Raw genomic sequence first — 15,786 nt, 5'->3', positions numbered from 1 at the left:
CGATCGGGACGTTGGGGAGGAGGGGCGATGCCGCCTCGCGAGACCGCTCCCAAAAATAAAGGGCGGCATCCCATGGGGGGAATGGGATGCCGCCACGCGCGGAGCCCGAATTCGGGGGGTGACGTCGGGCGCCGCAATGCCAGAATCGAAGTTCGGCCGGGGGACAGCATATGCGAGGGAGGCCGCCGTACAAAACGAAAAGGAGAGGATTCTCACCGATATATCACTCGAGTCGAAGAACTCCGCGTCCACCTACTATCGGGGGTAGTCGACTTCCGGCGGCCGTGGGTACATTGCCGAAAAGACTCGCCGGAGCCCCGGCATCCCATCCCGTCCTCCCTCAGCCCGCAAAGGAGCGCGCTCCCTATGAGCACCAATCAGGCGCCCAGCAGCCAGATCGATCACCTCCTCGACGAGACGCGGCGCTTCGCGCCCGCGCCCGACTTCGCCCGCGACGCCGTGGGGACGGCGGAGCTGTACGAGCGGGCGAAAGCTGATCGCGAGGGCTTCTGGGCCGACCAGGCCCGCGCGCTCCATTGGCACAGGCCCTTCACCGAGGTGCTGGACTGGTCCAACCCGCCGTTCGCGAAGTGGTTCGCCGACGGCGAGCTGAACGTCGCATACAACTGCCTCGACCGCCACGTCGAGGCAGGGCTCGGGGATCGCGTGGCGCTGCTGTGGGAGGGCGAGCCCGGCGATGAGCGCCGCGTCACCTACGCGGAGCTGACCGATGAGGTCAAGCGGCTCGCCAACGTGCTCGAGGGACTCGGCATCGGCGAGGGCGATCGCGTCGCGATCTACATGCCGATGATCCCCGAGGCCGTCGCGGCGATGCTCGCGGTCGTGCGCATCGGGGCGATCCACTCCGTCGTCTTCGGCGGGTTCTCGGCCGACAGTCTGCGCGCCCGCATCGACGACGCCGGCGCGAAGCTCGTGATCACCGCCGACGGCGGCTACCGCAAGGGCAAGGTCTCGCCGCTGAAGCCCGCCGTCGACCTCGCGCTCGGCGACCGCAACGGCTCTGGCCCCCAGGAGACCGTCGAGCACGTGCTGGTCGTGAAGCGCGGCGAGAACGAGGTCGAGTGGACCGAGGGCCGCGACCTGTGGTGGCACGACGTCGTGCCACAGGCGCCCGCCGAGCACGAGGCGCAGGCCTTCCCCGCCGAGAACCCGCTGTTCATCCTCTACACGTCCGGCACGACGGGCAAGCCCAAGGGCATCCTGCACACCTCCGGCGGCTACCTCACCCAGGCGGCCTTCACGAACAAGGTGGTGCACGACATCCACCCCGAGTCCGACGTCTACTGGTGCACGGCCGACATCGGCTGGGTCACCGGCCACACGTACGTGACGTACGGTCCCCTCGCGAACGGCGCGACGCAGGTGCTGTACGAAGGGACGCCGGATGCCCCGCATCCGGGTCGCTGGTGGGAGATCGTGCAGAAGTACGGAGTCACGATCCTCTACACCGCGCCCACCGCGATCCGCTCGTTCATGAAGCTCGGCCGCGCCATCCCGAAGCAGTTCGATCTGTCGTCGCTGCGCCTGCTCGGCTCGGTGGGCGAGCCCATCAACCCCGAGGCGTGGATGTGGTACCGCAAGGTCATCGGCGGCAAGACCGCGCCGATCGTCGACACATGGTGGCAGACCGAGACGGGCGCGATCATGATCTCGGCACTCCCCGGCGTCACCGAGACCAAGCCGGGCTCGGCGCAGGTGCCGCTGCCGGGCATCTCGATCGACGTCGTCGACGAGGACGGCACGCACGTCGGCAGCGGCAACGGCGGACTGCTCGTCGTCACCGAGCCGTGGCCGTCGATGCTGCGCGGCATCTGGGGCGACCCCGACCGCTTCGTCGAGACGTACTGGGAGAAGTTCCGCGCGCAGGGCTACTACTTCGCCGGCGACGGCGCACGGCTCGACGACGACGGCGACGTGTGGCTGCTCGGCCGCGTCGACGACGTCATGAACGTGTCGGGGCACCGCCTGTCGACGACCGAGATCGAGTCCGCCCTCGTCGCCCACGAGGCCACGGCCGAGGCCGCCGTGGTCGGCGCGTCGGATGAGACCACAGGTCAGGCGGTCGTCGCGTTCGTGATCATCAAGCAGTCGTACCTCGACGAGCACCCGGTCGAGGGCCTCGGACAGACGCTGCGACAGTGGGTCGGCGAGCAGATCGGACCCATCGCTCGGCCGCGCGACGTCTACATCGTCGGCGAGCTGCCCAAGACCCGCTCCGGCAAGATCATGCGCCGCCTGCTGCGCGACGTCGCCGAAGGCCGCGAGGTCGGCGACACTACGACCCTCGCCGACACCGCGGTGATGTCGGTGATCTCGGCTCAGGTGAAGTAGACGGCGACGGATGCCGCGGCCCCGGGCCGCGGCATCCGTCTCTGTCGTGCTCGTCAGGCGAGGGAGAAGACGACCTCGACCTCGACGGGGGCGTCGAGCGGGAGGACCGGCACGCCCACCGCGGAGCGCGCGTGACGTCCGGCATCGCCGAAGATCTCGCCGAGCACCTCACTCGCGCCGTTGATGACGCCGGGCTGCCCGGTGAACTCGGGAACGGACGCCACGAACCCGGTGACCTTGACGACGCCGGTGAGGCGATCGACCCCGCCCGCGGCGGCCGCGGCGGCCGCGATCGCGTTGAGCGCGCACTGGCGCGCGTAGCCCTGGGCGTCGGCGGCCGGCACGAGGCCGTCGCCTTCGCCGACCTTGCCGGTGGCGGGCAGCGCACCCGACACCATCGGCAGCTGTCCGGCGGTGTAGACGAGGTCGCCGTGGGCCTTCGCAGGCACGTACGCCGCGACCGGGGGGACCACGTCGGGAAGCTGGATGCCGAGCTCGGCGAGACGCTCACTCACACTCATCGGGATCACGCCTCGAACTGCTTCGCGGCCTCGGCCGCGGCATCCAGACCGGCGTTCTGCTGTCCGCCGCCGGACGGACGCTTGAAGTACGCCACCAGGCCCCCCTCGGGACCGGGGACGACCTGCACGAGCTCCCAGCCCTGCTTGCCCCAGTTGTTGAGGATCGCGGCGGTGTTGTGGATCAGAAGGGGCGTGGTGAGGTACTCCCACGTCGTCATCGCGACTCCTCTAATAGGCGCATGGATGGGGCTGGTGAAGGCTGGGAAACACCTTGGTGGGCGCGGGTCCGTGAGGGAATCGCCCAGGTATCTCCCCTACGATCAACCCTATGCCTGAGACCAAACGCACGGCCACTGGCGTGCTCGGCGGGATCGCCGGGCTCGTCGGCCTGAGTGCCGCAGCCGGTGTCCTCATCGCGGCGACCGTGACCCCGGCGGTCGCCCTCACGAGCACCGCGGCAGAGCGCGCGATCACGATGTTCGACAATCTCCCGAGCGTCCTCGAGATCGACAAGCTCATGCTGCCGAGCAACTTCTACTACACCGACCCGGCCACCGGTGAGCCCGTGCTCATGACGCAGTTCCTCGAGCAGGACCGCACGCCGGTCGGATTCGATCAGGTCTCGCAGGTGATGTACGACGCGCTGCTGTCGAGCGAGGACCCGCGCTACTTCCAGCACGGCGGCGTCGACCTCATCGGCACCACGCGCGCCATCCTCTCCAACGCGCAGGGCGGCGGCGAGACCCAGGGCGGCTCGACGATCAGCCAGCAGTACGTCAAGAACGTGCTCATCCAGAAGTGCGAGCAGAACGCCGAGACGGTCTACGAGACCGACGAGGCCGGCGAGCCGGTCATCGACGAGGCCGGCCAGCCCAAGGTCAAGCTGTCGCGCGACCAGGTGCTGCGCAACTGCTGGACCGATGCGACGACCGCGGAGGGCACCGAGGGCTACGCCCGCAAGCTGCAGGAGATGCGTTACGCGATCGCACTCGAACAGAAGTACTCGAAGAACGACATCCTGCTCGGGTACCTCAACATCGCGAACTTCGGCGGCATCACGTACGGCATCGAGGCCGCCGCTCGGCACTACTTCAGCACCACCGCCGCGAACCTGACGCTCGCACAGGCCGCGACGCTCGCCGGCATGGTGCAGAACCCCAACAACTACCGGATCGACCGACCCCAAGGCTCGATCTTCAGCGCCGACGGCACGGCCTTCAACAAAGAGCCCGACGGCGTCATCGACGAGGGTGCCAACATCGGATCGCTCGACAAGCTGCTCGCCGACGGCGAGATCACGCCCGAGCAGCACCTCGCCGCCGCTGACGGCTACACCTCGACCAAGGTGCGGCAGCTGTACGTGCTCGGCCGCATGCTCGACGACGGCAAGATCACCCGCGAGCAGTACGTCGAAGCCGTCGTCTGGCCGATCACGCCGGCGATCACGAATCCGAAGACCGGGTGCGCCGCGGCGGGCGGGATGGCGTACTTCTGCCAGTACGTCAAATACGTCATGCTCAACGACCCCGCGTTCGGCGAGACGGCCGAAGAGCGCCAGGACGCGCTCCAGCGTGGCGGGCTGAACGTCTACACGACCCTCGACCCGCGCGTGCAGACGGCCGCGGAGGCCGCGATGACGACCTACGCGCCCACGGCGAAGCCGGACATGCCCATCGGCACCACGCAGCCGTCACCCGGTCGATTCGGCTCGACGACGACCAGCGTGGACGCCACGAACGGCAACATCCTCTCGATCGCGCAGAACACGCTCTTCAGCGAGGACGCTGCGCTCGCCGCCGATCCGAACTACTCCGCCGAGGTGTGGGCCGGCACCAAGCAGTTCGGCAATTCCGGCGGGTTCAACGCCGGGTCGACGTTCAAGCTGTTCACGCTCATCGACTGGCTCGAGAAGGGGCACTCCGTCAACGAGACCCTCAACGGCACGGTGAGGGTCTTCAAGCGGCTGAAGAACAGCTGCAACAGCGAGACCGGCCAGCCGGGCGACTGGGTCAACCAGGGCAACACCATCGTGAACAACTTCGGCAAGCAGGGCGGTCGTGTCGGCACCCCGATGCAGTTCACGGCGACGTCGCTCAACACCGGCTTCTTCGCGATGGCCGAGAAGCTCGACCTGTGCGACATCAAGAACGTCGCCACCAAGATGGGCGTGACGCTGACGGACGGTCAGCCCGTGAAGATGGACGACCTCTTCTCGGTCATCGGCAGCAACCCTGTCTCGCCGCTGGCGATGGCGGGCGCCTACGCGACCGTCGCGAACAACGGGATCTACTGCCAGCCGCAGGCGATCGCGCGCGTGACCGACTCCGACGGCAACGACCTTCCGAAGCCCGAGCGCACCTGCACGCAGGTGATCGAGCCGAAGGTGGCCGCCACGGCCGCCTATGCGCTGGAAGGCGTCATGCGCGGCGGCACGGGCAGCGGCGGGAACCCCTATGACGGCACTCCCCTCCTCGGCAAGACGGGCACGCACGAAGAGATCCAGACGTGGCTCGTCGAGTCGAGCACGAAGGTCGCGACGGCGACCTGGGTCGGCAACGCCGAGGGTGGCGGCGACCTCTACAAGAGCTATCACAACGGAAAGCGCCTCGCCGACCTCCGGTACAGCATCACGAAGGACGTGCAGCGCGCGGCGGACGCCGCGTACGGCGGCGACCGCTTCCCGGGTCCCGATGCCGAGCTCTCCAAGCAGATCCTGGCGGACCTGCCCGACGTCGTCGGCCTCTCCGTCGACGAAGCGACGGCGAAGCTGCGCGAAGCGGGCTTCGACGTCACCGTCGGCGACGCGGTGGACTCCGACCAGCCCCAGGGCGTCGTCGCGGCGCAGAACCCCGGTGCGGGCAAGGTCGCCGGCGGCACGACCGTCACCATCAGTCCGAGTAACGGTCAGGGCATCGCCGTGCCCGACGTGTCCGGCCGCTCGCTCGACGACGCCAAGCGCGCCCTGCGCAGCGCCGGATTCGGCAATGTCACCAACGGCACGTGCACCGCTGATGCGTCCGCCAAGGAGCAGCGCGCGACCGGCACCGATCCGGCCGCCGGCAGCGTCGTCAACCGGAACGCGGGGATCCGCGTGAACTTCGCGGCTGAGAAGTGCGGCGGCGGTGCCGGCAACTCCGGCGACGATAGCTAGTGCCCTCGCGAGCATCTCGCAGCATCGCTCCCGCCCTCACCACGCTCGGCGTGGTGGGGGCGGTGGGTGCTGCCGCGGCGGTGTGGGGCGTCGGTATCGAGCGCTACCTCTTCACCGTCCGATTCCATGAGGTCGCTGTACTTCCCCCGGGGGCGACGCCCCTCCGGATCCTGCACCTGTCGGACGCGCACATGGCGCCGTGGCAGCACCGCAAGCAGCAGTGGATCGCGGCTCTCGCCGAGCTCCAGCCCGACCTCGTGGTCAACACCGGCGACAACCTGGGGCACGTCGACGGGCTGCGCGGACTGCGTGCGGCTTTCGACCCGCTGCGCGGCATCCCCGGCGTCTTCGTCCACGGTTCCAACGACCACGTCGCGCCCTCGCCGCGGAACCCGCTCAAGTACTTCATGGGGCCCTCGAATGTCACGCATACCGCGGAGCCGCTCGACACGGACGCCCTCGACGACTACTTCACCGACGAGCTCGGCTGGCTGAACCTCAACAACGCGGCGGGATCGGTGGATGCCGGCGGCCTCCGCATCGACGCGTTCGGAGTCAGCGACGCCCACCGCAGGTGGGATCACCTCGACGTGCTCCCGGGCGCACTGGCCGCGCTCCGCGCCGATGCCACGCCGGCGGCGCTCACGATCGGCGTCACGCACGCCCCGTACCGCCGCGTCCTCGACGAGTTCGTGGCCCTCGGCGCCGACGCCCTCTTCGCCGGCCACACGCATGGCGGCCAGGTGCGCGTGCCGGGGTTCGGTGCGCTCGTCGCGAACTGCGACATCCCCCTCAAGCAGGCCCGCGGCCTCAGCTCCTGGCCGCCGGATGGCCCCGCGGTGCCGCTCAACGTCAGCGCCGGCCTCGGCCACTCGATCTACGCGCCGGTCCGCTTCGCGTGCCGCCCAGAGGCGTCGCTGCTGACGCTGCTGCCGAAGGGCTGAATCGAGCCACGTTCGCCCGGGACGCATCGACTCCTCCCCAACGGCGCTCGATCGCACAGCATCCACAGATGCACGGTTTCGACACTCGGGCGACCGTCCGCGGCGTCACGCTCGGAGAGTGCCGAACACGACGCGAACACGACGCCCACGACTCGACGACGCGAGCTCCCTGAAACTGCTCGTCACACATGCGATCCACGGAGGCCGCCGCGGGCTGTCGCCCGCTGTCTACGCGTTTCTCCTGGTCGGCGTGATCATCGCGAACCTGCTCGTCAGCATGCTCGCACCCGCTTCGGCCGACGCAGCGTCCCGCGGAAGCGGCTTCGGCGCGTGGGCGCCGACGTCGGCGCAGGGCTGGCACGGCTCGATGATCGTCGACGGCGTCCACACCTACTGCATCAGCCCGGGCGCACCCCTGCCGACCGGCCAGAGCACGGACCACGGCATCAGCGCGAGCGCGCGCGGACTGACGCCCCAGCAGCTCACCGGCATCAACCTGCTCGTGACGAAATACGGGCAGACAGACGATCCGGTGCAGGCCGCCGCCGTCGGATGGGCTGTCAAGGCGATCGCGAACTGGGACGACACCATCCGCGCGTTCGGGCACCGCGGCGACACGCTCGCGAGCGCGATCCAGTGGACCCTTTCGGCGGTCGCGCCCGAGCATGTCGCGGAGGTGCAGCGGCTCGCGGTCTCGTACTACGACGAGGCGGCGCGCACCGACGCCGGAGGACCATCGAGCGGCAGCGTCGTGTTCACGACCGATCCCGCCGATCACCGCGCCGGCACCGTGCGGGTCGACTCCCCCGTGCACGGTGCGACGGGAACGCTCACGCTCACGAACGCCACTTTCGCCGATACCGGCACGGCGACGCGCGAGGGCGTGACTCCCGGCGTCGAGTACCCCATCATCACGTCGCCGCCCGCAGAAGGCCGCGCGTATGCCGTCAGCGCCACCGGTCGCTTCTCGGGCGGGTTCGCCGCAGCCGTCCGGCATTACACGACGCCCGGCGGGCAGGACACCGCAGGGCCCGGGGGTGCCGTCCCGTTCGACGTGGCGGGCGCGGATGCCGCACCTCGCGTGCCACCGTTCACCCCGACGATCACGACGCAGGTGGCGGCGCGCTATGTCACCGGTGGTCCGTACATCGATCAGGTGATGTTCGGAGCCGGCACCGGCGAGTGGCCTCGCGCAGCCGACGGCTCGTACCTCCCGGTCTCCGCCACCGCGGTCGTGCACCGGACGGATGCCGAGCCCGCTCCGGGCGAGCAGGTACCGGCCGATGCCGAGGTCGTCGGAACACTCGAGCTGACGACCGACCCCGCTACGGGGCCGACCTCGCCCTACCGCGTCGCCTCGACGTGGGACCTGACCGAGCCCGGGTTCTACACGGCGGCGTGGACGATCCGCGGAGCCGAGCAGACCGAGGCGGTCGCCGTGCACCTGGGCGCGGACTTCACCTGGAGCGAGGTGTTCGGCGAGCGCAGCCAAGTCGCCATGGTTCCGGCGATCGCGACCGCGGCGCAGCCCTCGGCGACGACCGGGGGAACGATCAGCGACACCATCCGCATCACCGGCCCCGTTCCCGACGGCGGCATGCACGTCGAGTCGGCGGTGTACCGGGCCGTCGAAGGCGTCTCGCCGGCGGACTCATGCGTGCCGGAGCATCTGGTGTGGCGCAGCGACGCCGTCCATGTCACCGCACCCGGCGATCACGTGGTGACGTCACCGGCGATCGACGAACCCGGTACGTACTACTGGCAGGAGCGCGCCGTGGACGCCGACGGCGCCGTCATCCATACCGGCGAATGCGGGATCGAGAACGAGACGAGCAGAGTGACGGCGGCCGCCGCTCCCCCGACGACGGAGCACGACGACGTCCCCGCACTCGCGGTGACCGGCACGTCGTTCGACGCCCTGCGACCGTCGGCAGCCCTCGCCGTCTGCCTCTTCACCGCCGGTGCGACCCTCCTGGCAGCGCGATCATCGCGGTTCGGACCACGTGCGAAGATCAGGTAGACTCGTGGGGTTGTCAACGGGGTGTGGCGCAGCTTGGTAGCGCGCTTCGTTCGGGACGAAGAGGCCGCAGGTTCAAATCCTGTCACCCCGACCACAGAGGGGCCCCGCCGCAAGGCGGGGCCCCTCGTTTTGGAAGGAATCACACGCATGGCCGACAGCACCCCTCCCCGCCTCGTCGCGTTCGACCTCGACGACACGCTCGCCCCGTCGAAGAGTCCGATCGACCCGCGCATCGGGGATCTGCTGGTCGCGCTCGCCGAGCGCGTCGAGGTCGCCATCATCTCCGGCGGCCAGCTCGCGCAGTTCACGACGCAGGTCGTCGACCGGCTTCCGGATGCCTCGGCCGCCGTCCTCGAGCGGATCCACCTGCTTCCGACCTGCGGCACTCAGTACTACCGCCTGTCGCCCGACGGCATCGTCACGATCTACCAGCGTTCGCTCACCGAAGACCAGAAGTCGCGCGCGCTCGCCGCCGTCGAGACCGAAGCCCGCCGCCTGGGCCTCTGGGAGTCCGAGACCTGGGGCGAGATCCTCGAAGACCGCGGTTCGCAGATCACCTTCTCGGCGCTCGGCCAGCAGGCGCCGGTCTCGGCCAAGAGCACGTGGGACCCCACGGGTGAGAAGAAGAACACCCTCCGCGCCGCGGTCGCCGCGCTCCTCCCCGACCTCGAGGTCCGCTCCGGCGGGTCGACCTCCGTCGACATCACCGAGCGCGGCATCGACAAGGCCTACGGCATGCGCAGGCTCGCCGAGCAGACCGGCATCGCCCTCGACGACATGCTCTTCGTCGGCGACCGCCTCGACCCCGACGGCAACGACTACCCGGTCCTGGCGATGGGCGTCCCCTGCCACGCCGTCGAGGGCTGGGCAGACACCGCCCACTACCTCGAGCAGCTCATCCCCACGCTCCCCGTCCGGGTCTGACCGGGCCGGCCGCCGAACAGACCCTCAGCTCCTCGCGCGCGACCCCGACGTCTTCGCAGCCCCCGCCTTCGCGGGCCGGGAGGCCGCGGAATCCGCGTTTCCGTTCGCGATCGCCGATGCCTTCGGAGCGCGAGCCGTCGCGCCCGACGCCACGCGCACACGAGGTGCACCGCCGCCCTCCGCATCGGCGGGAGCCCCGGCGAGCGGCATGAGCCGTGTCAGCTGCGTGACGTGCTTCGGCTCGAGCTCGGCGATCGTCGACACACCCAGCAGCTGCATGGTGCGTTCGATCTCGCTGCGGAGGATCGCGATCGTGCGGTCGACGCCCTCGCGGCCGCCGGCCATGAGCCCGTAGAGATACGCACGGCCGATGAGCGTGAACTTCGCGCCCAGTGCGATCGAGGCCACGATATCGGCGCCGTTCATGATCCCGGTGTCGATCATGACAGTGGCGTCCTTGCCGACTTCGCGCACGACCTCCGGCAGCAGCCGGAACGGGATCGGAGCGCGGTCGAGCTGCCGCCCGCCGTGGTTGGAGAGGATGATGCCGTCCACGCCGGCGTCGATGAGGCGCTTGGAGTCCTCGACGTTCTGCACGCCCTTGACGACGATCTTGCCGGGCCAGATGTCGCGGATGATGGCGAGGTCGTCGTAGCTGATCGTCGGGTCCATCGCGGCGTTGAGCAGCTCCCCCACTGTGCCGCCCGTGGTCGACAGGGACGCGAACTCGAGCTTCGGCGTCGTGAGGAAGTCGTACCACCACCACGGGCGCGGGATCGCGTTGATGATGGTGCCGAGCGTCAACTGCGGCGGGATCGAGAAGCCGTTGCGCTTGTCGCGCAGGCGGGCCCCGGCGACGGGCGTGTCGACCGTGAACTGCAGCGTGTCGAAGCCCGCTTCCGCGGCGCGGCGGGCGAGGCCGTACGAGATCTCGCGGTCACGCATGACATACAGCTGGAACCAGTTGCGCCCGTTCGGATTGGCCTTCTTGACGTCCTCGATCGACGTGGTGCCGAGGGTCGAGAGCGTGAACGGGATGCCCGCGGCACCGGCCGCGGACGCTCCGGCGCTCTCGCCCTCGGTCTGCATGAGCCGCGTGAACCCGGTGGGGGCGATCCCGAACGGCATCGAACTCGGACCGCCCAGGATCTCGGTCGACATGTCGACCCTCTCGGCAGGTCGCAGGATGCTCGGATGGAACTCGACATCCTCGAAAGCCTGGCGTGCGCGTGCCAGCGACAGCTCGCCCTCGGCGGCGCCGTCGGTGTAGTCGAACGCGGCCTTCGGCGTGCGCCGCTTCGCGATCGCGCGGAGGTCGTAGATCGTGAGCGCGGCCTCGAGGCGACGCTTCTTGGCGTTGAGCTCCGGCTTCTTGAACTGCATGAGCTCGAGCAGCTCGGCGGGCTTGGGCAGCTGGCGGGTGACCATGGGTCCTTCTCGGTTCTCAGTCGGTGGAGCGGGCGAGGCCCGCCTGGGCGTAGTACCCGGTGATGTGTTCGTGGACGAGCGTGCGGGCGAGGTCGGCGTCGCCAGACTCCACCGCGTCGAGGATGGCGTGGTGCTCGCGGCGGAGACGCGCGGCCGTGGCATCCCAATCGCGGATGCCCGCGGCACCCTGCTGAACGTACGATTCGATGGCGGTGCGCAGGCCCGCCATCATCGCGGCGATGACGACGTTGCCCGATGCCTCGGCGAGGGCGAGGTGCAGCTGCGCGTCGAGAGCGAGGAACTCGGTGGGCGTCAGGTCGTCGGCGTCCATCGCGTCGACCACGGCGCGAGCGGCATCCGTCGAGCGCGCCGGGTCGCCGGCCAGGGCGTGCACGACCGCCGACTCGAGCACGAGGCGCGTCGACACGACGTCGTCGAGCGGGAAACCCTGCGCGGCGACCTGCAGGCGCAGCAGCGCCGACATCCCGCCCTGCGGCGTCGCGATGATGATCGCGCCCGAGGTCGGGCCCGATCCCGTGCCGGTGCGGATGAGACCCATCACCTCGAGCACGCGCAGCGCTTCGCGCACGCTCGAGCGGCCGACGCCGAGCGTGGCGGCCAGCTCGCGCTCGGGCGAGAGCCGGTCGCCGGGCCGGAGCGTGCCGTCGAGCAGATCCGTCTCGATCCTCTCGAGCACGATCTGCCAGGCACGGGCGGATGGTGCCGCGACCGACGCCGTCGTCGGGGTGGTGGATTCCACGGGTCTCCTCGTCGTGTTGTGTGGTCGGACCACGATACCCTGTGGTCCGACCACACTCAAGCAGATGACGTCCGCGCCGTCATGCGGCGGCGACCCCTGAGCGCGCTACCCTGGCGACATGGATCCCCTCGTCCTCGTCCTCATCGTCGCGGGCGCCGCGAGCGCCTTCTGCTGGATCACCTCGCTCGTGACCAACGAGACGTCGTGGGTCGACCGGCTCTGGTCGATCGTGCCTGTCGTCTACGTGTGGATCTTCGCGATCGCCGCGCTCATCGCCGGTGCCGACGCGACGCGGCTCGTCGTGATGGCCGTGCTCGTCACCGCGTGGGGCGCGCGCCTGACGTTCAACTTCGCGCGCAAGGGCGGCTACACCGGCATGGAGGATTACCGCTGGGCGATCCTCCGCGGGCGCATGAAGCGCTGGCAGTTCCAGGTGTTCAACCTCCTGTTCATCGTGCTCTTCCAGAACGCGCTGCTTGTGCTCATCTCGCTTCCGGCCTACATCGCGTGGCAGCATCCGGTGCCCTTCACGGGGTGGGATGCCGCGTTCGCGGTGCTGTTCGCCGCGTTCCTCCTGGGCGAGACGATGGCCGACCAGCAGCAGTGGAACTTCCACCAGGCCAAGAAGGCGGCCGGCGGAACGCTCGAGCCCGGCTTTCTCACGACGGGCCTGTTCGCGACCAGTCGCCACCCGAACTTCTTCTTCGAGCAGGCGCAGTGGTGGGTGTTCTACGCGATCGGCGCCGTCGCGCTCGTCGCGGACGGCGGCAGCTGGCTGAACTGGACGATCGTGGGGGCGGCGCTGCTGACGGTGCTGTTCATCGGCTCGACGATCTTCACCGAGTCGATCACGGCGTCGAAGTACCCCGCGTACACGGAGTATCAGCGCACCACGTCGATGCTCGTCCCGCTCCCCCGGCGTCGACGCGCGAAGGCGCCCGAGACGGCGTGACGCGCGTCAGCGCAGCCGGCCACCCGAGGCCCGCAGGTAGTCCTCGGCGCACAGCGACTCGTACGTCACCCGATCGGCGCTGAGCTCGTCGATCGCCACCTGATCGCCCTCGAAGACGAAGCGCCCGCCGACCAGCCGCGCGTTGAAGAGCGCCTTGCGGCCGCAGCGGCAGATCGTCTTCAGCTCCTCGAGGCTGTGCGACAGCTCGAGCAGCCGCGCGGATCCCGGGAACGCCTGCGTCTGGAAGTCGGTGCGGATGCCATACGCGAGCACCGGCACGCGGTCGAACACGACGATGCGCAGCAGGTCGTCGACCTGCTCGCGCGTGAGGAACTGCGCCTCGTCGATGAGCAGGCACGCGACATCGACGTCGTGCTCCTCGGATTCCGGCACGAGCGCGGCGGCGGCATCCCGCTTCACGCGCGCCCGATGCTCGGCGAACAGCGTGCGCACATCGTCGTCGGGACCGATCAGGAAGTCGACCGTGCGCCTGACGCCGAGGCGGCTGTCGATCTGATCGGCGCCCTTGGTGTCGATCACCGGCTTCGCCAGCAGCACGTGCTGTCCGCGCTCCTCGTAGTTGTACGCGGCCTGGAGGAGCGAGGTCGACTTGCCGGAGTTCATCGCGCCGTATCGGAAGTAGAGCTTGGCCACGAACCGAGCGTAGCCGAGGGCGGATGCCGGGGGTTCAGGGGGCTCAGCGGCCTCCGAAGCCACCGCCTCCGCCGCCTCCACCCGAGAACCCGCCGCCCGACGATCCGCCCGAGAACGACCAGCTCGACCCGGACGAGGAGCTCGACGACGAGCCGGGGCGTGACACCGGAGTGGCGGCGAGGCGCCCGATCGACGCCGATGCGTCGCCGAGCGACCGCGACGTGACGGCGTCGAACAGCGCCGCTCGCGCGATCGCCGGGTCGGGCCCGGAGGCGGAGCGGATGACCTTCGCCCACTCCCGCTCCAGGCCGAAGAGCACGGCATACGGCAGGAGGCGCTCGTACAGGTTCACCACGTCGGCTCCTGGCGCGTTGGGCGCATCGCCGAACGGCCGACGCCCCGCGCTCACGAGATCAGCGGTCTGCGGAGCCTGCGCGGCGCGCAGGCGGTCCTCTTCGGCGAGGTGCAGGTACTCGCGGATGCCCTCCAGATAGGTCCGGTGCCGACCACCGGAGACAGTGAGCACGGACTTCGGCAACGAGAAGAACGGCAGCACGAGGAAGGCGAAGAAGGCGCTGCCGACGGCGAGGAAGTAGAGCACGTTGCCGACGGCGCCGAGCGGTCCGAGCACGACGAAGGCGCCGTCGGCGAAGAAGATCAGCAGCAGCGCGAGGGGAAGGCCCGCCATCTGGATCACGCCGCGCAGGAGCGTGATCCAGTCCGGCAGCGGGCTGCGGTATCCGCGCTGCACGGTGGAGTTGTCGATGCGGCGCACGTACGTGACGGCGCGGGACGGCGGCGTGCGCGCGAACGCGCCGAGATCGATGTCGACGCCCGGCTGCGCCTTGCGGCCGAACAGTGCGTCGACGACGCGCTGTTCGTCGTGGTCGAGGCCTGAGCGGTCTCGCAGTACGACCTCGAAGTCGTCGGCGTCGCGCCGGTCGCCCGCGGCCCTGATCTCGACGGCGTCCTTGACCGCGAGATCGACGACATGGGCGGCGAGCGCGCGCTCCGGGACGTCGAGCACGCCCGCTGACAGTGTGAGCGACTCGTCGTCGGGCGGGGAGTACTGAACGATGACGGGCCCACGGTCGGGATTGCGGCGGGCTGCCGCACGGGCGACGAGCACGAACGCCAGGCCGCCGACGCCTGACAGCAGCGCGAGAGCCGGAAGGATCCAGAGCCACCACGGGTACGGCGGAGGCGGCGGCGGACTCGGCGCCGCGAACGTGCCCTGCGCGAACCCGATCGCGACCGTCACGTCCTCGTAGGGTCCGACGGATTCCGCGCCCGCGGTGAACGTGACGGCGCTCGTCGCGTCCGACCCGACCGCGTCCGCCCACGCGGCGATCTCCGCGGGAACCGGCTCGGATCCTGTGGCCCGCTCGATCGCGCACCGATCGGTCGCACCCTGCGGCCCGTGGTAGCAGAACGCGCGCTCCGGCAGGAGGCCGGCGGCGGCATCCGTCGCGACGTGGATGCGGGCCGCGACCGCATCGAAGGGCTGCGCGTGGTCGGTGCCGACGGTGTCCCAGAAGAACTCATCGGCGTCGGTGTCTTCGTAGCGCAGCACGACGTCGCGCATCGCGTATGTGATGACGTAGGTCTGCGCGCCGTGGACGTACGAATCGTCGCCGGTGAGCACGTAGAGCCAGTCGCCGTCTGTCTCGGTCCACCACGGGATCGGCGTGCCGTCGGCACCGGTGACATCCAGCACCTCGGTGCCGAGATCGATGCCCGAGTCGACGACCGGGAGCGCCCGGACGATTCCGCGGTTCTGATCGAACTCCGGGAAGCGCGCCACGATCGTCTCGGCGGTCAGGAGACGGCTCACTCCTCCCGCCCCGCGCACGAGCCAGTAGTCGGCGTCGAACGAGTCGAACGTGAAATCGTCGACGGTCCCCGCGCCCCGAGCCTGCAGTGCAGCTGTCGCGTCGGACGCACCGCCGCGAGCGGCGAACGCGGCGGGTTGTCCGGTGGGACGGGCGAGCGCCAGCGCCCCGGCCGTGACCAGGATCGCGACCAGGAGGGCGCCGATCGTCCACGCACGCCAGACGGGTCGTCGCACCATGCCCCCACC

Annotated in this window: 12 protein-coding genes and 1 tRNA gene; 7 read left to right on the top strand and 6 right to left on the bottom strand. The window is 69.8% G+C overall.

Features of this window, described 5'->3' with window-relative positions; translation table 11 throughout:
- Positions 1–366 precede the first annotated feature (366 nt).
- The gene (gene acs, locus AC3ANN_RS04825) at positions 367–2,352 is read left to right on the top strand and encodes an acetate--CoA ligase (RefSeq protein ID WP_488339862.1); all 1,986 of its coding nucleotides are present in this window, start codon (positions 367–369) and stop codon (positions 2,350–2,352) included.
- Between the two features lie 53 nt (positions 2,353–2,405).
- Here the strand turns inward: acs and AC3ANN_RS04820 are convergent, their stop codons facing one another.
- On the bottom strand, positions 2,406–2,873 hold the full coding sequence (locus tag AC3ANN_RS04820; protein ID WP_488339861.1) for a RidA family protein: 468 nt from the start codon (positions 2,871–2,873) through the stop codon (positions 2,406–2,408).
- 5 nt (positions 2,874–2,878) lie between these two features.
- Positions 2,879–3,091 carry a Sp36 family protein gene (sp36, locus tag AC3ANN_RS04815; RefSeq protein WP_488339860.1) on the bottom strand — a complete coding sequence of 71 codons (213 nt, stop codon included), beginning with the start codon at positions 3,089–3,091 and terminating at the stop codon, positions 2,879–2,881.
- 110 nt (positions 3,092–3,201) lie between these two features.
- On the opposite strand from sp36, the gene AC3ANN_RS04810 reads away from it, so the two are divergent.
- The 5 genes from AC3ANN_RS04810 to AC3ANN_RS04790 all read left to right on the top strand — a co-directional run bounded on the left by AC3ANN_RS04810 (position 3,202) and on the right by AC3ANN_RS04790 (position 9,912).
- Positions 3,202–6,024 (top strand): transglycosylase domain-containing protein, encoded by a 2,823-nt coding sequence (locus AC3ANN_RS04810; protein ID WP_488339859.1) that lies wholly within the window; start codon positions 3,202–3,204, stop codon positions 6,022–6,024.
- Positions 6,024–6,968 carry a metallophosphoesterase gene (locus AC3ANN_RS04805; protein ID WP_488339858.1) on the top strand — a complete coding sequence of 315 codons (945 nt, stop codon included), beginning with the start codon at positions 6,024–6,026 and terminating at the stop codon, positions 6,966–6,968. Before AC3ANN_RS04810 ends, AC3ANN_RS04805 begins: the two co-directional genes overlap by 1 nt.
- A gap of 250 nt (positions 6,969–7,218) precedes the next feature.
- Positions 7,219–8,988 (top strand): hypothetical protein, encoded by a 1,770-nt coding sequence (locus AC3ANN_RS04800; protein ID WP_488339857.1) that lies wholly within the window; start codon positions 7,219–7,221, stop codon positions 8,986–8,988.
- Between the two features lie 17 nt (positions 8,989–9,005).
- Positions 9,006–9,082 (top strand) — tRNA-Pro (locus AC3ANN_RS04795).
- A 53-nt stretch (positions 9,083–9,135) separates the two neighbouring features.
- Positions 9,136–9,912 (top strand): HAD-IIB family hydrolase, encoded by a 777-nt coding sequence (locus AC3ANN_RS04790; protein WP_488339856.1) that lies wholly within the window; start codon positions 9,136–9,138, stop codon positions 9,910–9,912.
- 24 nt (positions 9,913–9,936) lie between these two features.
- Here AC3ANN_RS04790 and AC3ANN_RS04785 read toward each other — a convergent pair whose 3' ends face one another.
- Both AC3ANN_RS04785 and AC3ANN_RS04780 read right to left on the bottom strand, forming a co-directional pair.
- Positions 9,937–11,340, bottom strand: a complete 1,404-nt coding sequence (locus AC3ANN_RS04785) for an alpha-hydroxy acid oxidase (RefSeq protein WP_488339855.1) — start codon at positions 11,338–11,340, stop codon at positions 9,937–9,939.
- 16 nt (positions 11,341–11,356) lie between these two features.
- Complete coding sequence (locus AC3ANN_RS04780) at positions 11,357–12,100, bottom strand: FadR/GntR family transcriptional regulator (RefSeq protein ID WP_488339854.1); 744 nt, start codon at positions 12,098–12,100, stop codon at positions 11,357–11,359.
- A gap of 118 nt (positions 12,101–12,218) precedes the next feature.
- Here AC3ANN_RS04780 and AC3ANN_RS04775 point away from each other — a divergent pair, with 118 nt between their 5' ends.
- On the top strand, positions 12,219–13,052 hold the full coding sequence (locus tag AC3ANN_RS04775) for a DUF1295 domain-containing protein (RefSeq protein ID WP_488339853.1): 834 nt from the start codon (positions 12,219–12,221) through the stop codon (positions 13,050–13,052).
- Between the two features lie 6 nt (positions 13,053–13,058).
- Here AC3ANN_RS04775 and AC3ANN_RS04770 read toward each other — a convergent pair whose 3' ends face one another.
- A complete protein-coding gene (locus AC3ANN_RS04770) occupies positions 13,059–13,706 on the bottom strand; it encodes a thymidine kinase (RefSeq protein ID WP_488339852.1) in 648 nt (215 codons plus the stop codon).
- A 43-nt stretch (positions 13,707–13,749) separates the two neighbouring features.
- On the bottom strand, positions 13,750–15,777 hold the full coding sequence (locus AC3ANN_RS04765) for a DUF2207 domain-containing protein (RefSeq protein WP_488339851.1): 2,028 nt from the start codon (positions 15,775–15,777) through the stop codon (positions 13,750–13,752).
- Positions 15,778–15,786 lie beyond the last annotated feature (9 nt).

The organism is Microbacterium sp. STRO-2N (assembly GCF_057747775.1).
This window is presented reverse-complemented; position numbering and strand designations above follow the sequence as displayed.

Excerpts from the sequence above, each read along its gene's own strand:
- AC3ANN_RS04820 (WP_488339861.1), bottom strand. The coding sequence starts at position 2,873 with ATGAGTGTGAGTGAGCGTCTCGCCGAGCTCGGCATCCAGCTTCCCGAC.
- AC3ANN_RS04785 (WP_488339855.1), bottom strand. The coding sequence starts at position 11,340 with ATGGTCACCCGCCAGCTGCCCAAGCCCGCCGAGCTGCTCGAGCTCATG.
- AC3ANN_RS04775 (WP_488339853.1), top strand. The coding sequence starts at position 12,219 with ATGGATCCCCTCGTCCTCGTCCTCATCGTCGCGGGCGCCGCGAGCGCC.
- AC3ANN_RS04765 (WP_488339851.1), bottom strand. The coding sequence starts at position 15,777 with ATGGTGCGACGACCCGTCTGGCGTGCGTGGACGATCGGCGCCCTCCTG.
- sp36 (WP_488339860.1), bottom strand. The coding sequence starts at position 3,091 with ATGACGACGTGGGAGTACCTCACCACGCCCCTTCTGATCCACAACACC.
- acs (WP_488339862.1), top strand. The coding sequence starts at position 367 with ATGAGCACCAATCAGGCGCCCAGCAGCCAGATCGATCACCTCCTCGAC.
- AC3ANN_RS04810 (WP_488339859.1), top strand. The coding sequence starts at position 3,202 with ATGCCTGAGACCAAACGCACGGCCACTGGCGTGCTCGGCGGGATCGCC.
- AC3ANN_RS04790 (WP_488339856.1), top strand. The coding sequence starts at position 9,136 with ATGGCCGACAGCACCCCTCCCCGCCTCGTCGCGTTCGACCTCGACGAC.